This is a genomic window from Runella sp. SP2 (genome assembly GCF_003711225.1).
In the GTDB taxonomy this organism is placed as follows: domain Bacteria; phylum Bacteroidota; class Bacteroidia; order Cytophagales; family Spirosomataceae; genus Runella.
The window spans coordinates 1,766,500-1,791,161 of the sequence record NZ_CP031030.1 but is presented as its reverse complement, the minus strand read 5'-3'; the positions used below and the strand labels follow the sequence as shown (position 1 = coordinate 1,791,161).

General features: G+C 43.8%; 28 protein-coding genes. 11 read left to right on the top strand and 17 right to left on the bottom strand.

The window, feature by feature from the left end; all coding sequences use genetic code 11:
- Window positions 1-7: 7 nt before the first annotated feature.
- From DTQ70_RS07565 to DTQ70_RS07545, 5 genes are all read left to right on the top strand, one after another.
- Complete coding sequence (locus DTQ70_RS07565) at window positions 8-868, top strand: Rpn family recombination-promoting nuclease/putative transposase (protein ID WP_122930244.1); 861 nt, start codon at window positions 8-10, stop codon at window positions 866-868.
- Window positions 869-1,068: 200 nt separating this feature from the next.
- Window positions 1,069-2,082, top strand: coding sequence for an SMP-30/gluconolactonase/LRE family protein (locus DTQ70_RS07560; protein ID WP_122930243.1), 1,014 nt, complete (start codon window positions 1,069-1,071; stop codon window positions 2,080-2,082).
- A gap of 176 nt (window positions 2,083-2,258) precedes the next feature.
- The gene (locus tag DTQ70_RS07555) at window positions 2,259-4,178 is read left to right on the top strand and encodes a penicillin-binding transpeptidase domain-containing protein (RefSeq protein WP_122930242.1); all 1,920 of its coding nucleotides are present in this window, start codon (window positions 2,259-2,261) and stop codon (window positions 4,176-4,178) included.
- A 53-nt stretch (window positions 4,179-4,231) separates the two neighbouring features.
- Window positions 4,232-5,518 carry a rod shape-determining protein RodA gene (rodA, locus tag DTQ70_RS07550; protein ID WP_122930241.1) on the top strand — a complete coding sequence of 429 codons (1,287 nt, stop codon included), beginning with the start codon at window positions 4,232-4,234 and terminating at the stop codon, window positions 5,516-5,518.
- 14 nt (window positions 5,519-5,532) lie between these two features.
- Window positions 5,533-6,555 (top strand): hypothetical protein, encoded by a 1,023-nt coding sequence (locus DTQ70_RS07545; RefSeq protein ID WP_122930240.1) that lies wholly within the window; start codon window positions 5,533-5,535, stop codon window positions 6,553-6,555.
- 78 nt (window positions 6,556-6,633) lie between these two features.
- Here the strand turns inward: DTQ70_RS07545 and DTQ70_RS07540 are convergent, their stop codons facing one another.
- The gene (locus tag DTQ70_RS07540; protein WP_122930239.1) at window positions 6,634-7,386 is read right to left on the bottom strand and encodes a DUF4197 domain-containing protein; all 753 of its coding nucleotides are present in this window, start codon (window positions 7,384-7,386) and stop codon (window positions 6,634-6,636) included.
- Between the two features lie 157 nt (window positions 7,387-7,543).
- Between DTQ70_RS07540 and DTQ70_RS07535 the strand changes: the two genes are divergently transcribed.
- Together DTQ70_RS07535 and DTQ70_RS07530 are read left to right on the top strand one after the other, a co-directional pair.
- Window positions 7,544-8,791 carry a competence/damage-inducible protein A gene (locus tag DTQ70_RS07535; protein WP_122930238.1) on the top strand — a complete coding sequence of 416 codons (1,248 nt, stop codon included), beginning with the start codon at window positions 7,544-7,546 and terminating at the stop codon, window positions 8,789-8,791.
- 15 nt (window positions 8,792-8,806) lie between these two features.
- Entirely contained in the window at window positions 8,807-10,138 is a 1,332-nt protein-coding gene (locus tag DTQ70_RS07530; protein WP_122930237.1) for a dihydrolipoamide acetyltransferase family protein, read from the top strand.
- Between the two features lie 83 nt (window positions 10,139-10,221).
- On the opposite strand, the gene DTQ70_RS07525 is transcribed toward DTQ70_RS07530, so the two are convergent.
- Window positions 10,222-10,737 (bottom strand): GNAT family N-acetyltransferase, encoded by a 516-nt coding sequence (locus DTQ70_RS07525; RefSeq protein WP_122930236.1) that lies wholly within the window; start codon window positions 10,735-10,737, stop codon window positions 10,222-10,224.
- A 59-nt stretch (window positions 10,738-10,796) separates the two neighbouring features.
- A complete protein-coding gene (locus tag DTQ70_RS07520) occupies window positions 10,797-11,693 on the bottom strand; it encodes a LysR family transcriptional regulator (protein WP_122930235.1) in 897 nt (298 codons plus the stop codon).
- A gap of 124 nt (window positions 11,694-11,817) precedes the next feature.
- Between DTQ70_RS07520 and DTQ70_RS07515 the strand changes: the two genes are divergently transcribed.
- From DTQ70_RS07515 to DTQ70_RS07505, 3 genes are all read left to right on the top strand, one after another.
- A complete protein-coding gene (locus DTQ70_RS07515; protein ID WP_122930234.1) occupies window positions 11,818-12,306 on the top strand; it encodes a GNAT family N-acetyltransferase in 489 nt (162 codons plus the stop codon).
- Window positions 12,306-13,307, top strand: coding sequence for a GNAT family N-acetyltransferase (locus tag DTQ70_RS07510; RefSeq protein WP_122930233.1), 1,002 nt, complete (start codon window positions 12,306-12,308; stop codon window positions 13,305-13,307). Before DTQ70_RS07515 ends, DTQ70_RS07510 begins: the two co-directional genes overlap by 1 nt.
- Window positions 13,308-13,392: 85 nt before the next feature.
- Window positions 13,393-13,593, top strand: a complete 201-nt coding sequence (locus DTQ70_RS07505) for a cold-shock protein (RefSeq protein WP_122930232.1) — start codon at window positions 13,393-13,395, stop codon at window positions 13,591-13,593.
- 7 nt (window positions 13,594-13,600) lie between these two features.
- Here DTQ70_RS07505 and DTQ70_RS07500 read toward each other — a convergent pair whose 3' ends face one another.
- From DTQ70_RS07500 to DTQ70_RS07475, 6 genes are all read right to left on the bottom strand, one after another.
- Complete coding sequence (locus tag DTQ70_RS07500; RefSeq protein WP_164489916.1) at window positions 13,601-14,797, bottom strand: multiheme c-type cytochrome; 1,197 nt, start codon at window positions 14,795-14,797, stop codon at window positions 13,601-13,603.
- A complete protein-coding gene (locus DTQ70_RS07495; protein ID WP_122930230.1) occupies window positions 14,797-15,900 on the bottom strand; it encodes a VWA domain-containing protein in 1,104 nt (367 codons plus the stop codon). Before DTQ70_RS07495 ends, DTQ70_RS07500 begins: the two co-directional genes overlap by 1 nt.
- A 126-nt stretch (window positions 15,901-16,026) precedes the next feature.
- On the bottom strand, window positions 16,027-16,455 hold the full coding sequence (locus DTQ70_RS07490) for a BrxA/BrxB family bacilliredoxin (RefSeq protein WP_122930229.1): 429 nt from the start codon (window positions 16,453-16,455) through the stop codon (window positions 16,027-16,029).
- Window positions 16,456-16,516: 61 nt separating this feature from the next.
- Window positions 16,517-16,828 carry an SUF system Fe-S cluster assembly protein gene (locus tag DTQ70_RS07485; RefSeq protein ID WP_028524471.1) on the bottom strand — a complete coding sequence of 104 codons (312 nt, stop codon included), beginning with the start codon at window positions 16,826-16,828 and terminating at the stop codon, window positions 16,517-16,519.
- Window positions 16,829-16,840: 12 nt separating this feature from the next.
- Window positions 16,841-17,263: a SufE family protein gene (locus DTQ70_RS07480; RefSeq protein WP_122930228.1), complete on the bottom strand. Its 423-nt coding sequence runs from the start codon at window positions 17,261-17,263 to the stop codon at window positions 16,841-16,843.
- A gap of 36 nt (window positions 17,264-17,299) precedes the next feature.
- Window positions 17,300-18,517, bottom strand: coding sequence for a cysteine desulfurase (locus DTQ70_RS07475; RefSeq protein ID WP_122930227.1), 1,218 nt, complete (start codon window positions 18,515-18,517; stop codon window positions 17,300-17,302).
- Window positions 18,518-18,764: 247 nt separating this feature from the next.
- Between DTQ70_RS07475 and DTQ70_RS07470 the strand changes: the two genes are divergently transcribed.
- Window positions 18,765-19,082, top strand: coding sequence for a YtxH domain-containing protein (locus DTQ70_RS07470; RefSeq protein WP_122930226.1), 318 nt, complete (start codon window positions 18,765-18,767; stop codon window positions 19,080-19,082).
- Between the two features lie 62 nt (window positions 19,083-19,144).
- On the opposite strand, the gene rplI is transcribed toward DTQ70_RS07470, so the two are convergent.
- The 8 genes from rplI to DTQ70_RS07430 form a co-directional block, all read right to left on the bottom strand.
- Window positions 19,145-19,588: a 50S ribosomal protein L9 gene (gene rplI, locus DTQ70_RS07465; protein ID WP_028524476.1), complete on the bottom strand. Its 444-nt coding sequence runs from the start codon at window positions 19,586-19,588 to the stop codon at window positions 19,145-19,147.
- 22 nt (window positions 19,589-19,610) lie between these two features.
- Entirely contained in the window at window positions 19,611-19,862 is a 252-nt protein-coding gene (gene rpsR, locus DTQ70_RS07460; protein ID WP_028524477.1) for a 30S ribosomal protein S18, read from the bottom strand.
- A 13-nt stretch (window positions 19,863-19,875) separates the two neighbouring features.
- Window positions 19,876-20,235, bottom strand: coding sequence for a 30S ribosomal protein S6 (gene rpsF, locus DTQ70_RS07455; RefSeq protein ID WP_028524478.1), 360 nt, complete (start codon window positions 20,233-20,235; stop codon window positions 19,876-19,878).
- A gap of 102 nt (window positions 20,236-20,337) precedes the next feature.
- Complete coding sequence (locus DTQ70_RS07450; RefSeq protein ID WP_122930225.1) at window positions 20,338-21,231, bottom strand: DUF1684 domain-containing protein; 894 nt, start codon at window positions 21,229-21,231, stop codon at window positions 20,338-20,340.
- 4 nt (window positions 21,232-21,235) lie between these two features.
- Window positions 21,236-21,640: a hypothetical protein gene (locus DTQ70_RS07445; protein WP_028524481.1), complete on the bottom strand. Its 405-nt coding sequence runs from the start codon at window positions 21,638-21,640 to the stop codon at window positions 21,236-21,238.
- A gap of 49 nt (window positions 21,641-21,689) precedes the next feature.
- Window positions 21,690-22,901, bottom strand: coding sequence for an alanine dehydrogenase (locus DTQ70_RS07440; protein ID WP_122930224.1), 1,212 nt, complete (start codon window positions 22,899-22,901; stop codon window positions 21,690-21,692).
- 30 nt (window positions 22,902-22,931) lie between these two features.
- Entirely contained in the window at window positions 22,932-23,363 is a 432-nt protein-coding gene (tsaE, locus tag DTQ70_RS07435; protein ID WP_164489915.1) for a tRNA (adenosine(37)-N6)-threonylcarbamoyltransferase complex ATPase subunit type 1 TsaE, read from the bottom strand.
- A 1-nt stretch (window position 23,364) separates the two neighbouring features.
- On the bottom strand, window positions 23,365-24,609 hold the full coding sequence (locus DTQ70_RS07430) for a hypothetical protein (RefSeq protein WP_122930223.1): 1,245 nt from the start codon (window positions 24,607-24,609) through the stop codon (window positions 23,365-23,367).
- Between the last annotated feature and the right edge of the window lie 53 nt (window positions 24,610-24,662).

The following is a 24,662-nucleotide window of genomic DNA, read 5'->3' as shown; positions in this document are numbered from 1 at the left end:
GAACAAGATGAGTAAAAAACTGGTACGATTTGATTGGGCGATCAAGAGGCTTTTGCGCAATAAAACAAACTTTGTAGTATTAGAGGGTTTTTTGAGTGAACTTTTGTTTGACAATATCAAAATTGAGCAAATACTTGAAAGCGAAAGCAATCAAGTATTGGACGACGATAAATTCAATCGGGTTGATATTCTGACCAAAAACTCAAAAAATGAGTTGATAATTATTGAAATTCAAAGTACTTACGAAATTGATTATTTCCATAGAATGACTTATGGAGTTTCAAAAAGTATTTCCGAAAATTTAAAGTTAGGGCAAAGATATTCTGAAATAAAGAAAGTAATTTCTGTCAATATTGTATATTTTGATTTAGGACAAGGGCAAGATTACATTTACAGAGGCAAAACTGACTTTGTAGGGCTTCATCAAAACGATATTTTAGGACTTTCGGAAAAGCAAAAAATTACGTTTCTGAAAGAAAAAGTTTCTGATATTTTTCCAGAATATTATTTACTAAAAGTAAACCAGTTTAACGACAATGCCAAAGACACATTGGACGAATGGGTATATTTCCTAAAAAACAGTGAAGTAAAAGATGATTTTAAAGCAAAAGGACTAAAAGAAGCAGGCGAAGTATTGGATATTATGCGTTTGGCGCAAGACGACCAATACGGTTATAGTCGTTATTTGGATAATCTACATTTGAAAGCCAGTGAAATATTTTCTTTGCAGACGGAAGCAGAGTTTAGACTAAAAGATGAAGTTGCCAAGAAATCAATTCTAAAAGGATTAGACAATGAAACAATTTCTCATATTACCGACTTAACTATTGAAAGAATTGAGCAGTTGAGAAACGATTTGAAAAAATAAATCTCCCCGATGGCGCGAGCGTCCCCGCTCGTGACAACTATTACAAGGCTTCCAGCCTTTTTTCCATAACTCTAGGCTAGAAGCCTAAAAATAGTCAGCACGAGCGGGGACGCTCGCGCTATTACACGCGATTGTGCTTCACCATTAAATCCCATCAGTTTTTTGCTTTTCTGGTCATTGAGACTCTAAACCTATCAACCATGACTTTCTTTCAACGATGGGCGGTGGCGGCCTTGGTTTTTGCCAGCCCCCAACTTCTAGCGCAGTCGGGCTACCCAGCTCTAGGCAAAATCGTCCGCAACGACCCACGACTCGATGCCTTGGTCGCTCCTGATGCCAAAATAGAAGTCCTTGCCTCAGGCTTCATCTGGGCAGAAGGCCCCGTGTGGGTCAAGTCCCAAAACTGTTTGCTGTTTTCGGACGTGCCCGCCAACACCATTTTTAAATGGAGCGCCAAAGAAGGACTCAGTACCTTTTTGAAACCATCGGGCTTTACAGGAGCAGGCACCTACGGCGACGAACCTGGCAGCAACGGTCTCACCCTCGACCAACAAGGCCGCCTCATCGTGGCCGAGCACGGCGACCGTCGGATTTCGGCCATGCCATTATTCAACGCAGGCAAACGGACCATTACCGATAATTTTCAAGGAAAACGCTTCAACAGTCCCAACGATGTAGTACAACATTCGAGCGGGGCTTATTACTTTACCGACCCACCTTACGGAATGCCTCTCAAACACAACGACCCCACCCGCGAAATCGACTGGTTTGGGGTATATCGTGTGGGCCCCGACGGCAAGGTGACGCTGCTGACCAAAGAAATGACCCGCCCCAACGGCTTGGCTTTCTCACCCGACGAAAAAACGCTCTACGTTGCTCAGTCAGACCCTGATAAAGCCATCGTCATGGCCTTCCCCGTGCTTGCGGATGGCTCGGTTGGCACAGGAAAAGTGCTTTATGACGCCACGCCGATGGTCAAGCAAGGATTGCCTGGGCTCCCCGACGGACTCAAAACCGACCAGCAAGGCAACCTCTGGTGTACGGGGCCAGGAGGCGTCTTAATCATTACGCCAATGGGGCAGTTATTAGGCCGAATCGACACGGGTGAAGCCACCGCCAACTGCGGCTGGGGAGACGACGGCACTACCTTGTACATCACCGCCGATATGTACCTGTGCCGCATCAAAACCAAGGTAAAAGGAGCGGGTTGGTAGGCCACAAAACTTTAAAAATCACAATAAAAAAAGAAGGCCAAAAGCCTTCTTTTTTTATTTAATATCTTCTCAAAATTTCTTGTAAATCGCTTAAAACCTACGAACTTTGTAAAGTAATTACTTGTCTATATAACAAGAAGTAAGCGAGAGAATAATACGTTAAAACCATTAGTTAGATGTCTGAGAGTAGAAAATTTTATGTTTATGGGTTGTTTGTGGTGGTAGGAATAATTTTTCTATTTCGATTATTATATCTCCAAGTTCTTGACAATACGTACGAAACCGCGAGTAACTCCATCCGTGCTATTCCCGATGTACCGATGCGGGGACAAGTCTATGACCGCAATGGGAAACTGATTGTTTTCAACACCCTCGTATATGACTTATACGTGACGCCAAGCAAAGTGAGAGTGGCCGACACGTTGGCACTTTGCAATTTATTTAAAATAACACGCCCCAAGTTTGATAGCCTAATGCAAGCGGCCAGAACGTTCTCTTACCGCAAGCCTTCCCTTTTTCTTCGTCAGCTTTCAAAGCAAGAGTTTGCCCGCATTCAGGATGCGTTGGTGGATTACCCTGGGTTCGACTACCAAAAAAGTTCGATACGCACCTACTCTGCCCCTACCCTTGCGCACGCATTGGGTTACGTAAGCGAGATTTCAAAAAAACAACTTGATGACCAAGACTACCCCTATTATCGTCAAGGAGACTTGATAGGACAAAGTGGCTTGGAAAAATTTTATGAAGAGCAACTGCGCGGTCGCCGAGGAGTGCGCTATGTCATGCAGGATGTAAATGGCGTTGATAAGGGCTCTTGGAAAAACGGCGAAATGGATACCGTAGCCTTGGCAGGTCAAAACCTATATACGAGCATTGACTTAGATTTACAGCAATACGTCGATAGTTTGATGCAGCACAAAGCAGGTGCTGTGGTCGCCATTGAGCCTTCTTCGGGCGAAGTGATTGCGATTACTTCTGCGCCAAGTTACGACCCTGCACTGTTTGCTACCCGCGATTTTTCCAAAAACTACGCCGCACTTCAAAAAAACCCTTACCGCCCGCTCTATAACCGCGCCGTGATGGGAAGTTACCGTCCTGGTTCTACTTTTAAGACCGTTCAGGCATTAGTCGCCATGCAAGAGGGTGTCATTGGCCCTGGAAGTGTGTTTAGCCACGCAGGAGCACCGATGAAATGCCACGGTCACGGAGGGCTTTCAGGTGTACACAGCGCCATTCAGTGGTCATGTAACCCCTATTTTTACCACGTTTTCCGTCGGATGATTTATGCCAATGCTGAGAAAAACACGTTTAAGGCTTCCTCGATTGGCCTTAAAAAATGGCACGAATACACCGAAAAATTTGGATTTGGGCAAAAACTTGGTGTGGATTTACCCAGCGAAGCCAAAGGGGTACTTCCTGGGGTTGATTACTACGACAAACGTATTGGCAAAAACCAATGGCGTTTTGGACAAATTTATTCGTTGAGTATCGGCGAAGGTGAATTGCTTATTACGCCGCTAAAATTGGCCAACTTAGCCGCCACCATTGCCAACCGTGGTTGGTTCAAAATTCCACACTTGGTGAAAGGCGTTGGAAAAAACAATAACCCACTTCCCGAATACAACGAAAAGCACGAAACAGGGGTTGCCCGTTATTATTATGAACCCGTCGTGAATGGCATGGAAATGGCCGTCGTTCGTGGTACCGTGTCACGAGGGGCATTAATTCCGGGCATTCAAATGTGCGGCAAAACAGGAACCTCACAGAATAAAAAAGGAAAAGACCACTCTATTTTTATCGCTTTTGCCCCCAAAGACAACCCCAAGATTGCCATTGCAGTATTTGTTGAAAACGCAGGTTTTGGAGGGTTTGCAGCTGCGCCAGTGGCTTCTTTGGCCATCGAACGTTACCTGAATGGCCACGTTCAACGAAAAGCTTACGAACAAGAATGGAAAAACAAAAACTTCCTTCAAAACGTAATTCTTCCTCGTTCGCAACAACCAAAACCCAAAAATGTTGCTCCTACACCTCTAAAACCAGAGGCGACGATTGTCCACCAAACAGCCCCAAAAAGCACAGCAGTACCTGCCCCTTAGGCTTTTCGGGGTTTATACTTGGTTATTTATTATTGATTTTTTGAAACGACATTATGGCTCGTAACGAACAAAATATTATTCAAAATTTGGATTGGCTGTCGGTCTTGATTTACGCAGCATGTGTTTCAATGGGTTTATTCAACGTCTATGCCTCCGTGTATGATCCCGAAGAACAAACCAAACTTTTAGACCTTTCCAACAGTGCGGGGCGTCAATTTATGTTTATCGGCACCTCAGTACTAATCATTATTGCAATTTTGGTCATCGACCACAAATTTTGGGAAGTCTTTGCCCCTTTTATTTACGGCGCTTGTATTGTGCTACTTTTGGTGGTATTAGTGGTTGCGACCGACATCAAAGGCTCCAAATCATGGATTAAATTTGGCACTTTTTCACTCCAACCCGCCGAGTTTGCCAAAACTGGAACGGCACTACTCCTGTCCCAATTCATCACCCAACCCCACATTAACCTATCGCGCTGGAAAGACATAGCCTGGACGGCAGGCATCATTTTACTACCAATGGTGCTCATTGTGGCTTCCAAAGAAGTAGGCTGTGCCCTCGTATTTGTCTCGTTCCTAATTGTACTTTACCGTGAAGGACTACCTGGTATTTACCCTTCCATTGTGTTGGTTGCCATTGTGTTGTTCATTTTGTCGCTGTTTTTCTCCCCTCTATACATTTCTCTCGGGTTGGCTTTGTTTGGACTTTTGGTCTATTACTTCATCATTCCTCGGTACGACCGCACTAAAAAAACGGCCATCAACCTCGTCGTTATTTTTGGATTAATGATGTTTTTTACGACCAGTGTGGAGTTTTTGGTCAACAACGTCCTCCAAACCCACCACCGCAACCGTATCAAAGTATTGGTTGACCCAAAACTGGACCCCACTGGTATCGGCTGGAACGTAACTCAATCCAAAATTGCCATCGGTTCAGGACGGCTTTGGGGAAAAGGGTTCTTAGACGGTACACAAACCAAATTTAACTTTGTACCCGAACAACACTCTGATTTTATCTTTTGTACCATTGGCGAAGAACACGGTTTTATCGGTAGCGCAGCCGTAGTTTTATTACTACTCGGGCTCATGTGTCGGGTCGTATTTTTGGCCGAACGACAGCGAACGCGCTTCGCAAGAGCGTACGGCTATTGCGTGGCAGGCATTTTGTTTTTTCATTTTTTGGTCAATATTGGCATGACAATCGGACTCATGGTCGTCATCGGAATCCCACTGCCGTTTTTTAGCTACGGAGGTTCTTCGATGTGGTCCTTTACGATTCTGTTGTTTATTTTTCTTAAATTAGACGCGCAGCGACCTTATACGCTGTCGCGAACCTAATTTCCTCCATAGATATGGCCTTTATTGCCAACAAAAAAAAACCGTTTAAAATCAATAAAGAGCTTCGCAATTACCTCGAAAGTTACAATCGAGAAGTGGCGTTGCCGATTGACTACAGCTACTTATTACGATACGAAAACGCCATTCCGCTTTACGACAAAAAAGGGACTGACACACTTTGGGAAACGGTTTTTTACTCCTACAGCGAAATTGACGAAATCTACGACGCCCTCAAAACCATTTACGCCGACCTCCGTGCCGACGGTGATTTGTCGGTGATGAAGCACTTGTACGTGGACCGCGTGGACGTTTGTTCGTACGGTAATTCTCGTCCTTTTCGGGTACGAATTGTCAATAAAGTCAACGATAACTTCGATTATTTTTACATCAAAAACGCCGATGCGTCGCGGATTTATGGGCTCGAATTAGAGCACATTCTTTCGCCCAACCGAATCAGTTACATGACCAGCGGAGATACGTTGGTGGAGGAACATATTGCGGGGATTCCTGGGGATATGTTTATCAAAAACTACCTCAACGAGCCTAATCTCAACGCCATTCGTTTTTGCAAAGAGTTTGTCAAATTCAACGAACGCTGCTTTGTGCGGTTGTTGGGCGATATGCACTCCAGTAATTTTGTGGTGGACATTACCCCTGACTTTGAAGAAATTTACTACCGTATCCGCTCCATTGACTTTGACCAACAATCGTACGAGGGTAAAAAAGCGGTGTATTTACCCCAATATTTCAAGCAAAACAATGCCATCATTGAATTGGGGATGAAGTGCCTGACCAATGAAAGTGTGCTTCAATACCAGCGAGAAGAACGTTCGCTGATTGCGGGGAGGATTCGGGTGGAACGTTCACGGATTCAGGATTTGATGAACGTGATGATGGAAGACCAAATTTGCCTTCCTGATAACTTAAACCAGTTAAAAAAAGAACTCGCCCAACACTATCGAAACAACAGCTTTTTGCAGTGTCGAAGCATGGGCGAGGTCGTGATGAAAAGCTTGGAATTGGTTTTGGCACATTAGGCAAATAGCAAATTGGCTCTTTGCACACTTGCCCCTTGCACACTTGCCCCTCGCTAACTTGCCTTTTGAAACCCTTCCCTACTGCTGTCCAAAAACTTTTTTCAACAATTCGGTAGCACGGGCAACGGGGTCTTTACGGATTTTACGTTCTTCTTGGGCAATTAGTACATAGAGACCATCGACGGCTTTTTGAGTAGCGTACTGTTTCAAATCAGGATTGATTTTTTTGACCAGAGGAATTTTATTGTAAGCCGTAATCAAATCCGCGTAGTATTTGGTGGTATTGTTGAGTTTTAGTGTACTGTCAACCACGGGATAAAACTGCTTGTACAAATCGGTGCTTGTAGTGCGTTTCAAATAACTTGTAGCAGCCGTCGAATCCCCCTTCAAAATCCCCAAGGCATCCTGAATACTCATCGACGTGATGGCCTTCACAAAAATAGGTTTAGATTTCTTGGCGGCATCCTCAGCCGCGCGATTAAGCGACAACAAAAAACGATCTACCTCATTTCCTAAACCAGCTTTTCGCAAAGTCGTCTCAACTCTTTGAATATCAGAAGGGAATGGAATCCTGATAAGGGTATTTTTGTAATAACCATCCACGGCAGAGGCTTGCGCCGAACCGTTTGAAATTCCAACCGTTAGGGCCTCTTTGAGTCCTTGGACAATTTCATCGTTGGTCAGGCTTGTACCTCCTTTTGTTACGTCGGTGATGGCCGTTTCGGCTTTTTTTAACAAATCCCCAAACGTACTTTTTTTCTTGGGCTGATCTTGGGCATACACACTCGTTCCGAGTACAAAAGCCGCACAAACGCTAATAATAGATTTCATGGACAAAAAATGTGGGTTTTAATTGGTCTAACCTTTGGACAAAAATGTTTAGAGCTAGTAACATCATTGCTCTGTTTATATTTTCAAACCTAAAGCACTGGTACAACGTTCATACCAAAAGAGAATTTTGTCTAACTTTGAAAAAAAATTAGAATACATGGTCAGAGCAGAAGTAATCACGATTGGCGACGAAATATTGTTTGGACAAATCACAGATACCAACACCCAATGGATAGGCACCGAACTTACCAATATTGGCATACGGCCCATCCGAAAGTCATCGGTGGGTGATACCGAAGCCGCCATTTTGGAAGTGTTGGCCGAAGCCGAAGCCAGGGCAGATGTTATCCTAATTACTGGAGGTTTGGGGCCTACCAAAGACGACATTACGAAAACAACGATGTGCAAATACTTTGATACGGAGCTGGTTATCAATGAACATGCTTTGGAAATCATCACGTCGTTTTTTGTAAAACGGGGTCGCCCCATGACTGAGCTCAATCGGCAACAAGCGGCATTACCCAAAGCTTGTACCTACATTCCCAACTACTGGGGAACAGCCCCAGGCATGTGGTTTGAGCGCAACGGCAAGGTTTTCATTTCGATGCCAGGGGTTCCGTTTGAGATGAAAAACCTCATGTCCAACGCCATTTTACCCAAGCTCAAGGAGTTTTTTGAAACGCCCGTCATTCAGCATAAAATGATGCGTACGGTGGGCATTGGGGAGTCGTTTTTGGCCGAACGCATCGAAGCGTGGGAAGATGCGCTTCCACCGCATATTCGTTTAGCTTACTTGCCTAGCTTTGGCCAAGTAAAGTTGCGCCTCACGGCCACAGGTACCGATGCCGAGCAGCTCAAAGCTGAAAATCAAGCACAAGTGGACAAGGTGCTTCCCTTGATTCAAGAATTCGTTTTTGGGTTTGACAACGACGAAATGGAAACGGTCGTTGGCCGTTTATTGAAGGAACGAGGTGAAACGGTTGCCACTGCCGAGAGTTGCACGGGAGGATATGTATCCCACTTACTTACCAAAATCCCTGGCTCGTCCCAGTATTTTATGGGGGGAATCGTGAGTTATAGCAACGAAGTTAAAGTAAACCAATTGGGGGTAAAACCAGAAACACTGGCCGAGTTTGGCGCCGTAAGCGAAGCCACTGTTATTGAAATGTCGGAAGGAGTTCGTCAGCGTTTGGGAACGACCTACGGCATAGCCGCAAGTGGTATTGCAGGGCCAGACGGTGGCTCAGACGAAAAACCCGTAGGTACCATCTGGATTGCTTGTGCAGGTCCTTCGGGTACCGTAACCCAAAAATTACAACTTGGTAAATTCCGTGAACAGAATATCCAATACACGGGGATTTACCTTTTGAATGTACTTAGAAAACAGATTTTGGCGAATCGATAAAAAACATCAACAACAATGGCAATAGTAGAAATGGTGATGCCTCGTATGGGTGAGAGCGTCATGGAGTGTACCATCATTAGTATCTTAAAAAAAGTAGGCGACCGCGTCGAAGCCGACGATTCGGTGATGGAAGTGGCTACGGATAAAGTGGATACGGAAGTTCCTACTCCTTACGGTGGCGTCATTGCAGAAATTTTAGTAAAAGAGGGCGATGTCGTTCCTGTAGGAAATGCCATTATTCGGATTGAAACCAATGGTTCGGTGGCAGTTCCCGTGGCTGAGGAGTCGCAAGAAGTACAAACCCTTGAAAGAGAAATCGAAACGGTTACTCAGTCGTTGGTAGCCAATGTCCAGCATTCCTCTTCAACGCATACAAGTAGCGAGGCAGTAAGTACCCGGTTTTATTCCCCTTTGGTACAAACCATCGCTAAAATGGAGGGCGTTTCCCTCCAAGAACTCGAACAAATCGCAGGAACGGGAGCAGAAAATCGCGTCACCAAAAAGGATATTTTGGACTATTTAGCCAGCCGTAATTCTAGTCCACAGTCCATGGGGGGCAGTCCACAGTCCATGGTCGATAGTCAACAGGCAAACCCGAAACCCGAAACAGCAAACCCAAAACACGAAACTTCAAAAGGAATTGAAGTAGTGCCGATGGACCGAATGCGGAAGATGATCGCGGAACGAATGGTGGAATCGAAGCGAATTTCTCCGCACGTTTCTTCTTTTGTAGAAACCGACATGACCAATATCGTGCTTTGGCGCAATCAAATTAAGGATGAATTTAAACGCCAAACGGGCGAAGGATTGACCTTTACCCCACTTTTGATTGAAGCGGTTGTAAAAGCCATCAAAGATTTTCCTTTAATTAATATTTCGGTAGAAGGCGATACCATTCTCAAAAAGCGAGACATCAACGTCGGGATGGCCGTTGCTTTACCAAGTGGCAACCTCATTGTCCCCGTTATTCACAACGCTGACCAATACAGTTTGATTGGACTCGCCAAGAAGGTCAATGATTTGGCTAACCGTGCTCGTCAGAACAAACTGACCGCCGACGACCTTGCGGGAGGCACTTATACGGTTTCAAACATTGGCACGTTTGGAAACATCATGGGAACGCCCATCATTCTCCAACCCCAAGTAGCCATCATGGCGTTTGGAGCCATCCAGAAACGCCCCGTGGTCATCGAAACTCCCCAAGGCGATGTCATTGGTATTCGTAGCATGATGTACATTTCTCACTCGTACGACCACCGCGTGGTAGATGGTGCGTTGGGAGGAATGTTTGTCAAACGCGTAAGCGACTACCTTTCTGAGTTTGACTTGAATCGGAAGTTGTTCTAAGCGTTTTACGCCAACGTTATTTTTTAATTTGCGTCGGAGACGCTAGGCCATTTTCGCCCCGACAGTATGTCGGGGCGAGCCGTTTAAGAACGTTGAAAATTAGGATTTAACCAACCCATCGGGACATCTGCTACGATGCTTCCATCGGGGTCGAGCACTCTTCCTTCTGCCCTACCTTCAATTTTAAATCCTATTTTTTTATACAGTTCAATCGCCGTTGGGTTACTCTCGCGCGCATGAAGTTCCACCCGTAGTATGTCTTTTCTTTCCGTTTGAACGTATTCCAACAAAGCCGTAAACAACCTCTTTCCCACACCTTTTCCTTGGTAATCAGGGTGTACGCAAATGGTTGTATCTCCAAACAAATGTGTAAAACACTCAATACCCAATGAATAGGTGTGGACTTCGGCCACAATCTCACCCGCCTCTTCGGCCACCATTGAACAACCATTGGCTAAGCTTTTACTCAGAAAATTATAAATATAGCTTTCTAAAATCTCGTGTTCTTTGCGGGCAATCCCTCCCGAGCGCCGCGCGACGGTTTTGTACAATTGCTGGATTCGGCTCAAATCCTCTAATGTTGATTTTCTAATCTCCATCCTATTAAACAACTTTATAAAGTAGTAGAGTAAAAATTTCAGGCCAACGGTTAACACCCTTAAAACTGGTCAAACGATAAATGTCCTACGGCTTCGTGCGCAATTTCGCGAATGTGTGGCAGCACGGGGTTGGTATCTTCGGAACGCCAAATTAAGTATAATTGGGTAAGATTTGGTAATTTAATAAAGCGTACACCCAACGCCGAAGAACCCTGACGATACGAAATTGGAAGCACCGACAAACCGAGTTTCTTCTCCACCAACCGCAAAATCGTAGCTCCGTAATTGGAGTGATAAACTACTTTTGGCCGAAAACCGCCTTGTTCAAACACGTTGTTCAACAACTTCCCGTAGTTGACATCCATCTCGATTTTGGGCAAAATGAAACCTGATTCTAAACACTGCTCAATACCCGTAAAGGTAGATTCATTCAACCAATGATCGGTTGGAACAACCAAGGCAAAATGTTCTTCAAACAATAATTGTGTCGTAAACTGCGCATCTGTAGAAATTTCACGGGTAAAGCCCACGTCAATTTCGTGGCTCGACAAAGCTGCAATAAGCTCAACTTCAGCAATTTCCGTAAGTTGGACTTTCACATCGGGAAATCGTAGGTACATCATCGACAACACTTCGGGAAGAATGGAATAAAGCGCCGAACCTGGGTGTCCCATACGTATAGTTCCTATCGAACCACCGTGAATACGTTGGGTTTGTTCAATGATATTCCTCAATTGAAGCTGCATTCGGCTGATTTCATCCCGAAAATAGCTTCCCGCAGGCGTCAACTTTACGTTACGTTTGTCACGCTCAAACAAAACAACTCCCAACTCCTCTTCCAATTGCTGAATATGACGGCTGAGTGCAGGTTGAACGATAAAAAGTTTCTCGGCAGCCCGAGAAAAATGTAACTCCTCTGCAACCCCCAAAAAATAATTCAGTTGGCGAAAATCCATTTTTTAAATAGAAAACACTTATACATTTTCAGCATAAATCTATCAAAAAATAACATTTCTAATTATTAAAACCACGTATTTAATTTGCACCATTACTTTAAAACTCACCACCACCTATACTGCCATGATACAAATTTTGGAGTACCAATCCGTCTATGAAGAACCCATTATTGACTTAATTTTAGACATTCAACAGATTGAATTTAAAGTTCCTATCACCCTCGAAGACCAGCCCGATTTGTTGATTATCCCTGAGTTTTATTGCAAAAATGCGGGTAATTTTTGGGTAGCAACCACCATTGATGGTACATTAGTAGGCACAATCGCCCTCATCGACATTGGCAACAACATGGGCGCTATTCGCAAGATGTTTGTCCACCAAGACTATCGCGGAAAAGCTTTTGGGGTAGCTTCTCGATTACTTTCTACGCTTACAAAGCACTGTGATTTACATAACATTGATCGATTATATTTGGGGACTAACCCTCGTTTACAGGCTGCAATGCGCTTTTACGAAAAAAATGGTTTTGCCCAAGTACCAGTTGAAGAATTACCCATTGAGTTTCCACGTATGGCCGTTGACAGTGTCTTTTACCAGAAAAATCTTAACTAATGAATTTATCGCACATCAGCATTCGTACTGCTTTTCGACCAGAAGAAGATACCGCTGCGGTTGCAAAACTTCACGACGAGGTTTATCGAGATGGGTTTAGCTTCAGTGGCGCAGCTTTTAATCGGTATGTCGAGAAGGGGCTACAAGAATTTGCCCAACAATTCGATACCTCCAAAAATGCGGTTTGGTTGTGTGAGTATCAAGACGAAGTGATAGGAAGTCTTTTTTTAATGAACCGTGGAAACAGTGCACAATTGCGGTATTTTCTTCTAAAAAAGGAATTTCGCGGGCTCGGTTTGGGGAAAAAATTGATGGCGCAATTCTTCGATTTTTTACAAAAAGCCAACTATGCTTCTTGTTATTTGTGGACGGTTAAAGGCTTAGAAGAGGCCGCTTCGCTTTACCTTTCTTACGGGTTTCAACGCAGTCAAGAGGTAGAAAGCACAGCTTTGGGGGTTTCGTTGATTGAACAAAAATACGAAATTCAATTGCCCCATATTGAGACTGCTTCGTTTATCGATGCGCAAGAATTAAGGGATTTAAGTGAGCAAACGTTTATAGATACCTACGCCGTTTATAACACGCCAGAAAACATGGAAAAGCACATTTCCGAGAAGTTTAACCTGAAACAAATTCAGGCTGAACTCGAAGACACTTCCGTTCAATACTTACTTCTGAAAAAAGCAGGACAACTCATTGGCTTTACCAAATTGATTAAAAATCATGCGCCGAAAGAATTGTCGTCGGAAAATGTCATTGAAATTGAGCGATTTTACGTTGACAAAGCCTTCCACGGACAAAACCTTGGGAAGCATTTAATGCAATCGAACCTTGATTGGTGCAAAAAATCGGGATTTGAAACCGTTTGGCTAGGTGTTTGGGAAGAAAACGCCCGCGCGTTACAGTTTTACACCAAAATGGGATTTGAAAAAATAGGCGAGCACGTTTTTGTACTTGGCACCGAAGTGCAGAATGATTATGTAATGGCTTTCAAATTATAAATTAAAATCAGGCGAATCACTCTCAATAACACCAACTTAGTGTATCTTGCTTTCCAAACATTTACTCAACAAAATTCGCAACACAATGGAAACAGGAACAGTCAAATGGTTCAACGATGCAAAAGGAGTCGGGTTTATTGTCCGCGAACATGGACTTGATGTATTTGTACACCACTCAAGTATTATTGCCGAAGGGTTCAGAACCCTCAACGAAGGTGATAGAGTACAATTTAACGTAGAAGAGGGTCCCAAAGGCTTAATTGCGAAAAATGTGAAGAGAATTTAAGCCCTATTTACTTCACCAAAACTTTATACTCTTTCTCAAACACCGTTATCGACAACGGATAGCTGCTGTCTAGTTTGTTGTAGGTAGCTGATTCTTGGTTGAGGCGGTGTTTGGTCACTTTGGCGCGGAGTGTCAACGATTGAGAACTTTTCAATGTCTGTTTCAACACAAAAGAGCGTTCTTCACCAGGGTTTAGGTTGTTGTCTGAAAGTTTTTTTGCAGCGGGCCACCACTCCCATTTCTCTCCGATTCGGTCGGATTTTGAAGCAATAACCTTGTTTTCAGCATTTACGAGTTCCAACAAAATTGCGTAGTAACGTTCGGGGTCACCCGTTGGAAGGCGGTGCCCTGCAAATTCATTTTTCAACGTCAATTGGTAGTCAAGTTCCTCCCCGACCTTGTAAGTAGTAGCCAATTTTGAAGTCGTAAACGACAACCCATTCAGCCCCTTGGTTTTAGCGCCTTTCTCTTTCGGTATGCCCGAACCAGCAAAGTAGTGTAAATGACTTAGCCGCTTGCCATAGCCTGTTACAACTTCTCTTTCTACGGGCTCCATGTGGCAGCTAATGCACGTTTTTTTGCCATAAAAAGGCCCTTTTTTCCATTCATCGCCCGTTTCAAAAGTACAAACGAGCGTTGGCGTTACGACGGCGCTGGCATTGTGGCACGAAATACAGAGTTTTTCTGATAAAAATTGGGGGTCTTTTTTAGTGGCGTGCGGGGCTTTGACCGTGCCCGTTGTGCCAATCACCACGTTATCCCTCACGTGGCAACTCGCACAATTGATGCCTTCTTGTTGAAGTTCACGGTCAAAATGTGGGTTTTTCTGTTTTACAGGCTGGTAAATATCCCCGTCGATAAGACCCGAAACGATGTATTCCTGCTGATTTTGCAGCGGAATATGGCAGTTGATGCACAGATAAGGACTCGATTCCTTTTTGAGTTCCGCCTGAAACTGTTTATCCGTCCACGCGTGTGAGTGCGTCGAATACTGCCATTCTTCGTAATGCGCCTGATGGCAAGCTCCGCACTGTTTGGCACTCAAAGAAGCTAATCCTTTTGGAACTTGCTGATGTGGCACCGCCTTTTCCCACGTTTTGGTCAGCGGTTTTACTTCTTTTTCCGTGGCTTTCAAATAGACTTGATACGCCACTATGCCCACAAAAACGACAAGAGAAAGGTAAAAGAGTTTTTTTGAGGACACTATTTTAAGTTTTTACGACGGTTACGTTGAAAATCTTCAAGCACAAAACCGCCCAAGCCTTTGAGATTGCTGTAATACGCCCTACCGTTGTTGACCCGCGTAAACTCCTGCACAAATTGCTTCAAATAAGGATCCGACGCAATCATAAAGGTTGTAATCGGAATCTCCAATCGACGGCATTGCGCAGCCAACGTAAGCGTTTTGCTTACAATCTTGCGGTCGAGGCCAAAGCTATTTTTATAGTACTTTATTCCTTCCTTCAAACAAGTAGGTTTTCCGTCGGTAATCATGAATATCTGCTTGTTTTTGGTCTTGCGACGACGCAGCAAATCCATCGCCAATTCAAGTCCCGCAACCGTATTGGTATGGTAAGGCCCTACTTCCAAATACGGTAAGTCTTTGATTTGAATTTGCCACGCATCGTTTCCAAAAACGATGATGTCGAGCATATCTTTGGGATACTTGGTCTTAATCAACTCCGCCATCGCCAACGCTACTTTTTTGGCAGGGGTAATACGGTCTTCCCCGTACAAAATCATAGAGTGACTAATGTCAATCATTAGCACCGTAGCCGTGCTAGTTTTCTGCTCTTTATCAACGACCTCCAAATCATTTTCTAACAAATAGAAATCTTCGGCACCGTGGTTGATTTGCGCATTTTTGATGGACTCCGTCATCGAAATTTGTTCCAACGAATCCCCAAATTGAAAATTACGAACATCGCTACTAAGCTCATCTCCCACACCCGTATAAGGTGTACGGTGATTGCCCCCCGACTTAGAACGTTTGAGCTTTCCAAAGATCTCTTCAAGGGCACTTTTACGAATACTCCGCTCGCTTTTGGGCGTCATCATTACTTGCCCCTCTTCGTTTTCTTCGGTAATGTAGCCTTTGCGTTTCAAATCGTCGAAAAAATCACCAATTCCGTATTGGTCATCCGTCAGTTTGTATTGACGATCCAACTGATTCATCCACGACATCGCCTGCGACACATCGCCCGAAGTCATCAAAAGCAATTGTTGAAAAATGTTCAACAACTCGTCAAATTTGTTTTTCCCTGATTCCTCAGACAGTTTAAATTCAGAAAAGCGATGACCTATCATGTCTAAAAAGGTTAATATGTGGGTAACAAATTATTGAAGATAGAAGTTTAGAACCAACCACTACAAACTCCATAAAAAAATCCTCTCGCTACAAAGAGGAGAGGATTTCTTAGGAGATTTTATAAATTAAGCTTTTTCGCCGCAGAACTCTTCAAAAGCAGTAATGAGGTGTTCGCCAATCATTTGAGCATTGCGTCCTTCGATGTGGTGGCGCTCAATAAAGTGCACCAATTCATCGTCTTTAAAAATCGCAATCGCTGGCGATGACGGAGGATAAGGCAAGCAATACTCGCGCATTTTAGCAGTAGCTTCGATGTCAGCACCCGCAAAAACCGTTACCAAGTTATCAGGTTTCACATCGCTGTAATGCAACGCCCCCAACACGCCTGGACGGGCTGCACCAGCCGCACAACCGCACACCGAGTTTACTACGACGAGGGTAGTTCCTTTGGCATTTGCCATAAATTGATCCACTGCTTCAGCCGTTTCTAGGCTAGTAAAACCGTTATCGGTCAATTGAGCCCGCATTGGAGCTACTAAATGTGGAGGATACATAATCTGTTTACAGTTTTTAAGTTGACAGTTTTTGTTATTTTTTCCCCGAGGGGAATGACGGCTACATAAAACCAAGTTCAAGTTTGGCTTCGTCGCTCATCATATCTTGCGAGTACGGCGGATCCCAAGTCAGCTCAACGCTAACATCGTTGATTCCCTCAATTTCGCGAATTTTTTGTTCTACTTCAACAGGGATTGTACCTGCTGAAGGGCACGATGGCGATGTGAGGGTCATTTCGACATAAACATTATTGACAGGGAATATTTTAAGGTCATAAATCAAGCCAAGTTCCCACACGTCCACGGGGATTTCGGGGTCATATACTTGCTTGATGGCTTTGACGACTTCTTCTTTCAGTTCTGCTTCAGACATAATACGTAAGTGTTAAGCAATAAGTTGTTTTTGGGCAAAGTCTTTCATACGTACAATCATTGAGGCCAAACCACCTGCGCGACGCGAAGTGATGATGGTACTCATGCCAATTTTATCAATGAAGTACAAATCTGCATTGGCTACATCCTCTGGTTTTTCGCCCGAAAGGATTTTAATCAGCAAACTCACCAATCCTTTACTAATTTGGGCAGTAGGTTCGCTGTCGGCCTCAAAATACACCCGATCACCGCGCATTTCGGTATGTAACCACACCCGCGACTGGCAACCTTTGATGAGGTTATCATCGGTTTTATATTCCTCCGCAATCGGAGACAGCTTTTTTCCCAAGTCAATGATATACTGGGTTTTTTCCAATTGGTCATCGAAGAGGTCAAAATCTTCGATAAGAGCGTCCTGTTTTTCGTTAATTGTCATTTATGTTTTAACGAGCCATGAACTCGCTACTTTTGTTTAGCTTAACATTTTTTTAACTCTCTCTAACCCCACTACTAATTTATCTATTTCTTCTTTTGTATTATAAACGGCAAAAGAAGCGCGGGAAGTTCCGACAATTCCAAGACGTTTCATCAACGGCTGTGTACAGTGATGCCCCGTCCGAACGGCAATGCCTTGTTGGTCCAAAATGACCCCAATATCTTGCGGGTGAATGCCTTCCATTACAAACGACAATACACTTACTTTCTCCTTAGCTGTACCAATAATTTTCAGGCCTTCGATACTCGATAAGGCATCAGTTCCATACACAAGGAGTTCATGTTCATAATCAGCAATTGCTTTTTTGCCCAACTCCTCTACGTATTCAACGGCCATTTTGGTCGCTACTACATCGGCAATGTTAGGCGTTCCTGCTTCAAATTTGTAGGGTAAATCGTTGTACGTCGTTTTTTCAAACGTTACTTCTTTGATCATTTCCCCCCCACCACGGTAAGGCGGCATGGCGTTCAATATGTCTGTTTTTCCGTACAACACTCCCATGCCCGTGGGGCCGTACAATTTGTGCAACGAAAACACGTAGAAATCACAATCCAACGCCTGAACATCAATGTCAATGTGTGACGTAGCTTGCGCGCCGTCAATCAACACCTTTGCTCCTACTTCGTGCGCTTTTTTAATGATTTCGGCCACAGGATTGATGGTTCCCAACGCATTTGAAACGTGAACAACCGACACCAATTTGGTTCGCTCTGAAAGCATTTTTTCAAACTCATCCATGAGCAGTTCTCCTGCATCATTGATGGGAATGACCCGAAGTACGCAGCCTTTTTCTTCACAAAGCATCTGCCAAGGTACGATATTGGAGTGGTGTTCAAGGGTGCTTATGATGATTTCATCCCCTTCTTTTAGAAACGTACGACCAAACGATTGAGCAACTAGGTTGATTCCGTCGGTCGTTCCGTAGGTAAAAATGATTTCTTCTACGCGGGGCGCGTTGAGAAAGGTTTGGATTTTATGGCGCGAAGCTTCGAAAGCAGAGGTTGCTTTTTCGGCTAAAAAGTGAATACCACGGTGAATATTGGCGTTGTAATGCCCGTAATAGTTGGCCAATGCCTCAAGTACAGGAAGGGGTTTTTGGGTAGTGGCGGCGTTGTCAAAGTAAACCAATGATTTGCCGTGAACTACCTCATTTAAAATTGGGAAATCTTGGCGTATTTTTTGAATATCTAACATAAACAGAGATAAGTGAAGTCCAAGTCAAAAATCGACCTGCAGTTGAAAATTCGGTTTGATTTAACTGCTAATAGTTTATGACTTTTGGTTAAGACAACAAAATAAAATAGAATTCAGTTTGGACTTTATCTAAATAAACTCAAGTTATCCACTGAAAAGCAAGTTTATCCATTCCTGTAGAAAGTCATTGTATTAAGTTGGGGGATTCTTTACCTTTCTGTCATCATCTTTAAAACTACCTATAGTCATGGTCAATGCAAAACACTTAGCAACGTTCATTTTAGGCGCCGCTGCTGGCGTAGCTTTACACAAGTACCTACAAACCGAAGAAGGTGAAAAGACTCTGGAGGATTTAAAAGCGAAAGCCAACGACCTCAAAGGAGAAGCCGAACAAGCACTGGATAAAATGCCTGAGTATTTTGAACAACTCAAAACGGAAGGTTCTGAGGCTTTGAAGAAATATACGCCCGAAGCAGAACGTCTTTTACAGGAGCTGCTAGACAGCATAAAAGGCAAAACGCCAACTGACGAAGCCGTTCCCAACGACCCACCTTCACAAGGGTAGGTAAAAACGCAAAAGGCGCGTTTGAAACGCGCCTTTTGTCTATCCACATCTGCTGAGACGACTTATTCTTCGCCTGCTACGCTAATGCTTACAGTGTGTTTCACTTCTTTATGGAGGTCAAGTTGTGCTTTGTAAGTACCTACAACTTTCACGTCTTCGATAGTGATTTTTTTACGGTCAACATCAAAACCTTTTGCTTTAAGTGCATCAGAGATTTGAATGCTAGTAACGCGACCAAAGATTTTTCCACTTTCACCCACTTTCGCGGCGATGTTAAGCGTAATATCTCCAATAGCCGCAGCTAGGTCTTCGGCGTCTTTCTTGAGTTTTTCTGCTTTGTGCGCAGCTTGCTTCAAGTTTTCGGCCAATTGTTTTCTATTTGAATCGGTCGCCATTACCGCAAATCCTTGCGGAATGAGATAGTTACGACCATAGCCAGGTTTAACGTCAACGACGTCGTTCTTATAACCAAGCCCAGCAATATCAGTTCTTAAAATAACTTGCATCGTCAGTTTCTCCTTCCGTTTTTTACTTTAATTGGTCAGCTACATACGGTAATAAAGCCAAGTGACGCGCACGCTTGATAGCTTGCGACACTTTGCGCTGATACTTCAAAGAAGTACCAGTAAGGCGGCGAGGTAAAATTCTACCTTGCTCATTTACCAATTTCAATAAGAAATTTGGGTCTTTGTAATCAATAAATTTGATACCCGCTTTCTTAAAACGGCAGTACTTTTTGCGATTTTGGTTACGCTCAATTGGTTCGTTTACAAGTGTCATGTCTTGGCCCTCCTTAGTTGTTTTCAGTTTGTTTTTTTCCAACTAATCCACTGCGCTTACGCTCAGCATAAGTTACGTGGTGCTTTTCCATAGCAACTGTCAAATAACGCATAACGCGCTCATCACGACGGAATTCAGTCTCAACCGTTTGGATAAGGCTAGGCTCCGACTTGAACTCAATCAAGTGATAAAAACCAGTGTTTTTGTTTTGGATTGGGTAGGCCAATTTCTTGAGCCCCCAACTCTCTTCGTGTACGAGTTCCGCGCCGTTATCGGTAAGGAGTTTGCGGAACTTATCAACGGTGTCCTTCATCTGTTGATCAGATAAAACGGGAGTCATAATGAACACCATCTCATACTGTTTTGTGAACATACTGAGAATTGTTAAATGTGTATAAAAATAAACTCATTGAAAATGAGCCCGCAAAGGTAGTGTTTTTTCAATGAGTTTCAAACCTAATGTCTAAAATTTCTCTCAGTGCATCTTAGCATCTTTCTCTCCCGCTTCTATTCGGATTGCAAGGTTGTTTTCGGCAGGAGGCAATGGACAAGTCGCGTAAGGACTAAAGGCACAGGGTGGATTGATTGCCTTGTTGAAATCAAGAATGACATTACCCGCCTCATCTGGTTTGTCGGTGTACAAAAAGCGCCCTGCCCCGTAGGTTTCGTGAGAGGTAGTTTTGTCTTTGAAGATAATAAACAGTCGTCCGCCTCCTGCGTCTGTGGCTGCCAAGCGATACGTTTTACCTTTCCACTCAAACACAGCATGACCCACCAACGATTGCTGACTTACAAGCCCCAAAACGTCTGTAATGGCAATGGTACGTGGTGTGCTAGGCTTTTCCAATTTAGCCACAACCTTCCAAGCTTCATTGACAGAGAAGCGCTCAACTCCCTGAAAATGAGACAACACAGGGTGCTCTAAATCACGCAACCGAATTCCATACTTGGGTCCTCTTTTGATGATAAACCAACGCAGTGTACCTTCCTGCATTGTGGTAGTTTTACCATCTTCAAATACAAATTCGGGCGAAGTACCTGCTTCTAACAATTTTACCTGTGCATCCGAATGCGCCTTGAAACTCACTTTACCATCACGGAGTACTAGCGTCCCTACTTGTTTTGATGCTTTTTTTGGAAAAACGATGTCATTTTTCTCGTCGCTTCCAAAGGTATTATCTCCTTCTTTCAACCAAAATAAACCTGCTAGGTTCAACCAACCATCTTCACTTTTCAGCCCATCCATGCGTTTTTGGTGCCACTGGTTTATTTCATTTTGGTAGGCTCCTTCGTCGTTTTTTGAGATAAAACCTACAAACAAAGCGCTGAAAACTAGCGCTAAAAAGAGAAGTACAGAATTGGTTTTCATAAATTTAGTCTTCGGGGTATGGAATGAATATAAAGCCAGCAAAATCGCCTTGAATGACAAATAAACAGCAGTATTCGTCGGGGTTTTTATAGTTTTCTTTGAACAATTCGATGGATTCAAGACCCACAAGGTTGCGTTGAATAAATTCGTCTAACATAGAAGCACGGTACGACCATTCGTTTTCTAACTCGGTTTTTCCAATCAGCAAAACCCCAAGTTCTATCTCTTTTTGTACCGCCACAAAAATCGGGTGTGTGGAAAAACCTCGTTTACGAATTTGATAAGAGGCTTCTTTGAGTTGGTCAGAAACTTTGACAAAATCTTGTGATACTATGCCCAAAAGTTGTTTGTTCACTTCGGGTGAATTAGCATCATCCATTAAGGTATTTTCGTTGCTGTGATTAATCATGTTTTTTAAATGTCGAATGTAAAAGGTCAGATTATCGAATAAAATCTGACTAGAGTCGTGCTGCCAAAAGCAAGCTAAGATCTTTGTGTCGCATCGAAAACTTCTTTGCGATAAAAGGATTTGTCAATGTACCACGATGCGTATAAACTCCTTTACTGAACCAACGGCGCGCGTACATCATTTCCTCGACGCCTCCTAACGAACCCATTTTCAACAACATAGGCAAAAAGACGTTGCTCAGCGTAACACTTGCCGTGTGAGCCACCCGCGATGCAATGTTGGGCACACAATAATGAATGACGTCGTATTGTCGGTAAATCGGGTCTTTGTGGGTCGTAATTCGCGAGGTTTCGATGCAGCCTCCTTGGTCGATGGACACGTCGATAATCACCGAGTTGGGTTTCATTTTTGAAACCATTTCTTCGGTAACAACGTAAATATTTTGGCCATCTTCGGGGCGCAGGGCACCAATAACGACATCGGCCCGCTGCACGGCTTCCGAAAGTGTATCTGACTCAATAATTGAGGTATAAATGTGCTGTCCAATGGCATATTTCAGCCGTTGAAGGCGGTAAATGTGTTGGTCAAAAATTTTGATTTCTGCCCCAAGTCCCAACGCTGTACGCGCAGTGTATTCTGCCACGGTTCCCGCACCGATGATGACTACTTTGGTGGGTGGAACTCCCGTAATTCCGCCCAAAATTATCCCTCTCCCCTTGTTGGCACTACTCAAATACTCGGCAGCAATAAGCATGACGGTACTTCCTGCAATTTCGCTCAAAGAACGTATCACAGGCTGACCACCAGCGGGGTCTTCGATGTATTCATAGCCAAGTGCCGTAATATTTTTCTGATTGAGGTGCTCGAAGTACGAACGGTCGCGGGTGGGAAGATTGAGCGCCGAAATAATGGTTTGGCCATTTTTCAGGATTCCAAACTCTTGCTCTACGAGGGGTTCAATTTTAAGGATTAAATCACTCGTAAAAACCTCTTGGGGCGAAAACACAATCTGCGCTCCTGCTTCGCTGTACTCATTATCGGGAAACTGTGCGCCTTCTCCCGCTCCCTTTTCCACAACGACTCGGTGACCATTTCGTACCAAAATCGCCACGGCTTCGGGCGTCAATGCAATGCGATTTTCTTGCAGGGATATTTCTTTTGGAAGCCCAATCAACAAGCTTTGTTGGCTTGTTTTGAGCGGGGCAAGCGCTTCTTGCGGATACAAAGCTGTTTGTTGCGCCAATTCGCCAAAACCCATCATGTCCAAATTAGTCGATTTACGTTTGTTGATTTATGCTTTTTTGAGAACCTCCAGTTTCCGAAGCCCATCTGGCAGGCTCGAAATATGGATTTCTACATAACTTTCTGGTAAAAGTTCTTCGATTCGGTCGGGCCATTCAATCAAACAAATATAGCCAGAATCGAGGTATTCTTCAACCCCAATATCGTACGCCTCAGCCGTATTTTTTAGTCTATAACAATCAAAATGATAAATCGTTTCCCCGTCGGCGGTGATATATTCATTCACAATCGAAAACGTCGGACTTTGAACGTTATTCATCACCCCCATGACCTTCCCTAGCGCCTTCACAAACGTTGTTTTTCCCGCTCCCATGGCTCCATTCAACAGCCAAATGGTTTCGTTTCCACAAGCTTGCAGGACTTTGGCAGCCACCTGTTCGATGTCTTCTAACCCAAAACGTTCGATGCTCAACAATATCATTTTAAAGTATGCCTTGTTTTTTAAGATCTTTGCTCAATTGCTCCATCAACAACCGATGTGCCTCAGGATTGGGGTGTCCATCGTACGTAAGCTGGTATTGTTTTGCTGGATAGGGAAAAAGTTGACGATAATCCAGCACTTTCATGCCCCGTTCTTTCAATAGAGCAGGCATAGGTGAATCCTTTTTCAAGGCATCGGGGTACAAAATCACGTAAAACTTATCATTTTTAAACTGCTTTTTGTACTCGTCTTCCGTTGCTTTAATCAAATTTGCCGTCAATTCGTAATCTTTCGGGCGATACACAAAAGGGAAATCCATCGCAAAATGCTGACGAACTTTGCTTTTAAACAACATCATTCCAAAACGGTATTTCAAAGGGTGTGCAAACCGATAAACCCCTTGCGTTTGCATGGTTTTTTCATCAATATCGGGAAAATAACCATCGTACATACCAATCCAGCCTACTGACGGAATAGCTCGGTTGACGTGGTCTTCGATGTAAGTATAAATCCCAATACCGTCTTTTTGCGCCACTTGTTGCACAACATTTTGGTGCTGCAAACGAGCCAGTGCATGTCGTGGAGAATAACCAAAGAAGCCATAATTGTACGCCTGAACGTCAGCGTTGCCTTTTTGGAAATAATAAGGCATGGTTTCATTGTCCCGTACGGCATCTCCGTAGGTAAACGAGCACCCAAAAAAAAGCGCGTATTTATTTCGCACAGTTTGTGCAGAATCGGCAAAAGGTGTAATCCGCCGCGAGAACGAATCGACCTTCATCGGAATTTGAATAAAAGGCTTTCCGTCCAGTGTTTTAGCCCAAATAAAGGTATGGTTTGGAATGGGCTTACGTCCCAAAAATTCGTCAAACGCATAACTTGAATCATAAGCGGGTCCAGCATACTGGGGCCCCGTTGCTGTGGTAGGTTGTTTTTGACCCGCATCGTGAATCCATCCAACGGCCGTTTCCACACCCAAAATCACCAGGACAATCGTTACCACCGAAAGAAGGATATTTTGTAAAAGAGGTGATGAATTTCTGATGAGTAGCGACAACGATACCAACGACACCGCCCAAGCGGCTACGCGAAAGCCAATCAGGCGCAAATCGTAGTCAAACCAAACGCCATCGCCGTTTCCCACAAAAAACTCAACCCCAATAAGCACCACTAACAACAGCGTCACTAGCGATATAAAAACGCCCAGTCGGGCAAGCAACGTTTTATTTTTTTCAAAAAATTGCATTCGTAAAAAGCTGTTCAAAATGAGCCCACAAAGGTACAAATTAATCCTACGCC

Bases quoted from the DNA above. Each gene is read 5' to 3' on its own strand.
- DTQ70_RS07515 (WP_122930234.1), top strand. From the start codon at position 11,818: ATGATACAAATTTTGGAGTACCAATCCGTCTATGAAGAACCCATTATT.
- DTQ70_RS07530 (WP_122930237.1), top strand. From the start codon at position 8,807: ATGGCAATAGTAGAAATGGTGATGCCTCGTATGGGTGAGAGCGTCATG.
- rpsR (WP_028524477.1), bottom strand. From the start codon at position 19,862: ATGACACTTGTAAACGAACCAATTGAGCGTAACCAAAATCGCAAAAAG.
- DTQ70_RS07440 (WP_122930224.1), bottom strand. From the start codon at position 22,901: ATGATGGGTTTTGGCGAATTGGCGCAACAAACAGCTTTGTATCCGCAA.
- DTQ70_RS07510 (WP_122930233.1), top strand. From the start codon at position 12,306: ATGAATTTATCGCACATCAGCATTCGTACTGCTTTTCGACCAGAAGAA.
- DTQ70_RS07505 (WP_122930232.1), top strand. From the start codon at position 13,393: ATGGAAACAGGAACAGTCAAATGGTTCAACGATGCAAAAGGAGTCGGG.
- tsaE (WP_164489915.1), bottom strand. From the start codon at position 23,363: ATGATATTGTTGAGCATCGAACGTTTTGGGTTAGAAGACATCGAACAG.
- DTQ70_RS07535 (WP_122930238.1), top strand. From the start codon at position 7,544: ATGGTCAGAGCAGAAGTAATCACGATTGGCGACGAAATATTGTTTGGA.
- DTQ70_RS07495 (WP_122930230.1), bottom strand. From the start codon at position 15,900: ATGATAGGTCATCGCTTTTCTGAATTTAAACTGTCTGAGGAATCAGGG.
- DTQ70_RS07475 (WP_122930227.1), bottom strand. From the start codon at position 18,517: ATGTTAGATATTCAAAAAATACGCCAAGATTTCCCAATTTTAAATGAG.
- DTQ70_RS07470 (WP_122930226.1), top strand. From the start codon at position 18,765: ATGGTCAATGCAAAACACTTAGCAACGTTCATTTTAGGCGCCGCTGCT.
- rplI (WP_028524476.1), bottom strand. From the start codon at position 19,588: ATGCAAGTTATTTTAAGAACTGATATTGCTGGGCTTGGTTATAAGAAC.
- DTQ70_RS07560 (WP_122930243.1), top strand. From the start codon at position 1,069: ATGACTTTCTTTCAACGATGGGCGGTGGCGGCCTTGGTTTTTGCCAGC.
- DTQ70_RS07565 (WP_122930244.1), top strand. From the start codon at position 8: ATGAGTAAAAAACTGGTACGATTTGATTGGGCGATCAAGAGGCTTTTG.
- rodA (WP_122930241.1), top strand. From the start codon at position 4,232: ATGGCTCGTAACGAACAAAATATTATTCAAAATTTGGATTGGCTGTCG.
- DTQ70_RS07555 (WP_122930242.1), top strand. From the start codon at position 2,259: ATGTCTGAGAGTAGAAAATTTTATGTTTATGGGTTGTTTGTGGTGGTA.
- DTQ70_RS07540 (WP_122930239.1), bottom strand. From the start codon at position 7,386: ATGAAATCTATTATTAGCGTTTGTGCGGCTTTTGTACTCGGAACGAGT.
- DTQ70_RS07450 (WP_122930225.1), bottom strand. From the start codon at position 21,231: ATGAAAACCAATTCTGTACTTCTCTTTTTAGCGCTAGTTTTCAGCGCT.
- rpsF (WP_028524478.1), bottom strand. From the start codon at position 20,235: ATGTTCACAAAACAGTATGAGATGGTGTTCATTATGACTCCCGTTTTA.
- DTQ70_RS07485 (WP_028524471.1), bottom strand. From the start codon at position 16,828: ATGTCTGAAGCAGAACTGAAAGAAGAAGTCGTCAAAGCCATCAAGCAA.
- DTQ70_RS07520 (WP_122930235.1), bottom strand. From the start codon at position 11,693: ATGGATTTTCGCCAACTGAATTATTTTTTGGGGGTTGCAGAGGAGTTA.
- DTQ70_RS07430 (WP_122930223.1), bottom strand. From the start codon at position 24,609: ATGCAATTTTTTGAAAAAAATAAAACGTTGCTTGCCCGACTGGGCGTT.
- DTQ70_RS07545 (WP_122930240.1), top strand. From the start codon at position 5,533: ATGGCCTTTATTGCCAACAAAAAAAAACCGTTTAAAATCAATAAAGAG.
- DTQ70_RS07525 (WP_122930236.1), bottom strand. From the start codon at position 10,737: ATGGAGATTAGAAAATCAACATTAGAGGATTTGAGCCGAATCCAGCAA.
- DTQ70_RS07490 (WP_122930229.1), bottom strand. From the start codon at position 16,455: ATGTATCCTCCACATTTAGTAGCTCCAATGCGGGCTCAATTGACCGAT.
- DTQ70_RS07480 (WP_122930228.1), bottom strand. From the start codon at position 17,263: ATGACAATTAACGAAAAACAGGACGCTCTTATCGAAGATTTTGACCTC.
- DTQ70_RS07445 (WP_028524481.1), bottom strand. From the start codon at position 21,640: ATGATTAATCACAGCAACGAAAATACCTTAATGGATGATGCTAATTCA.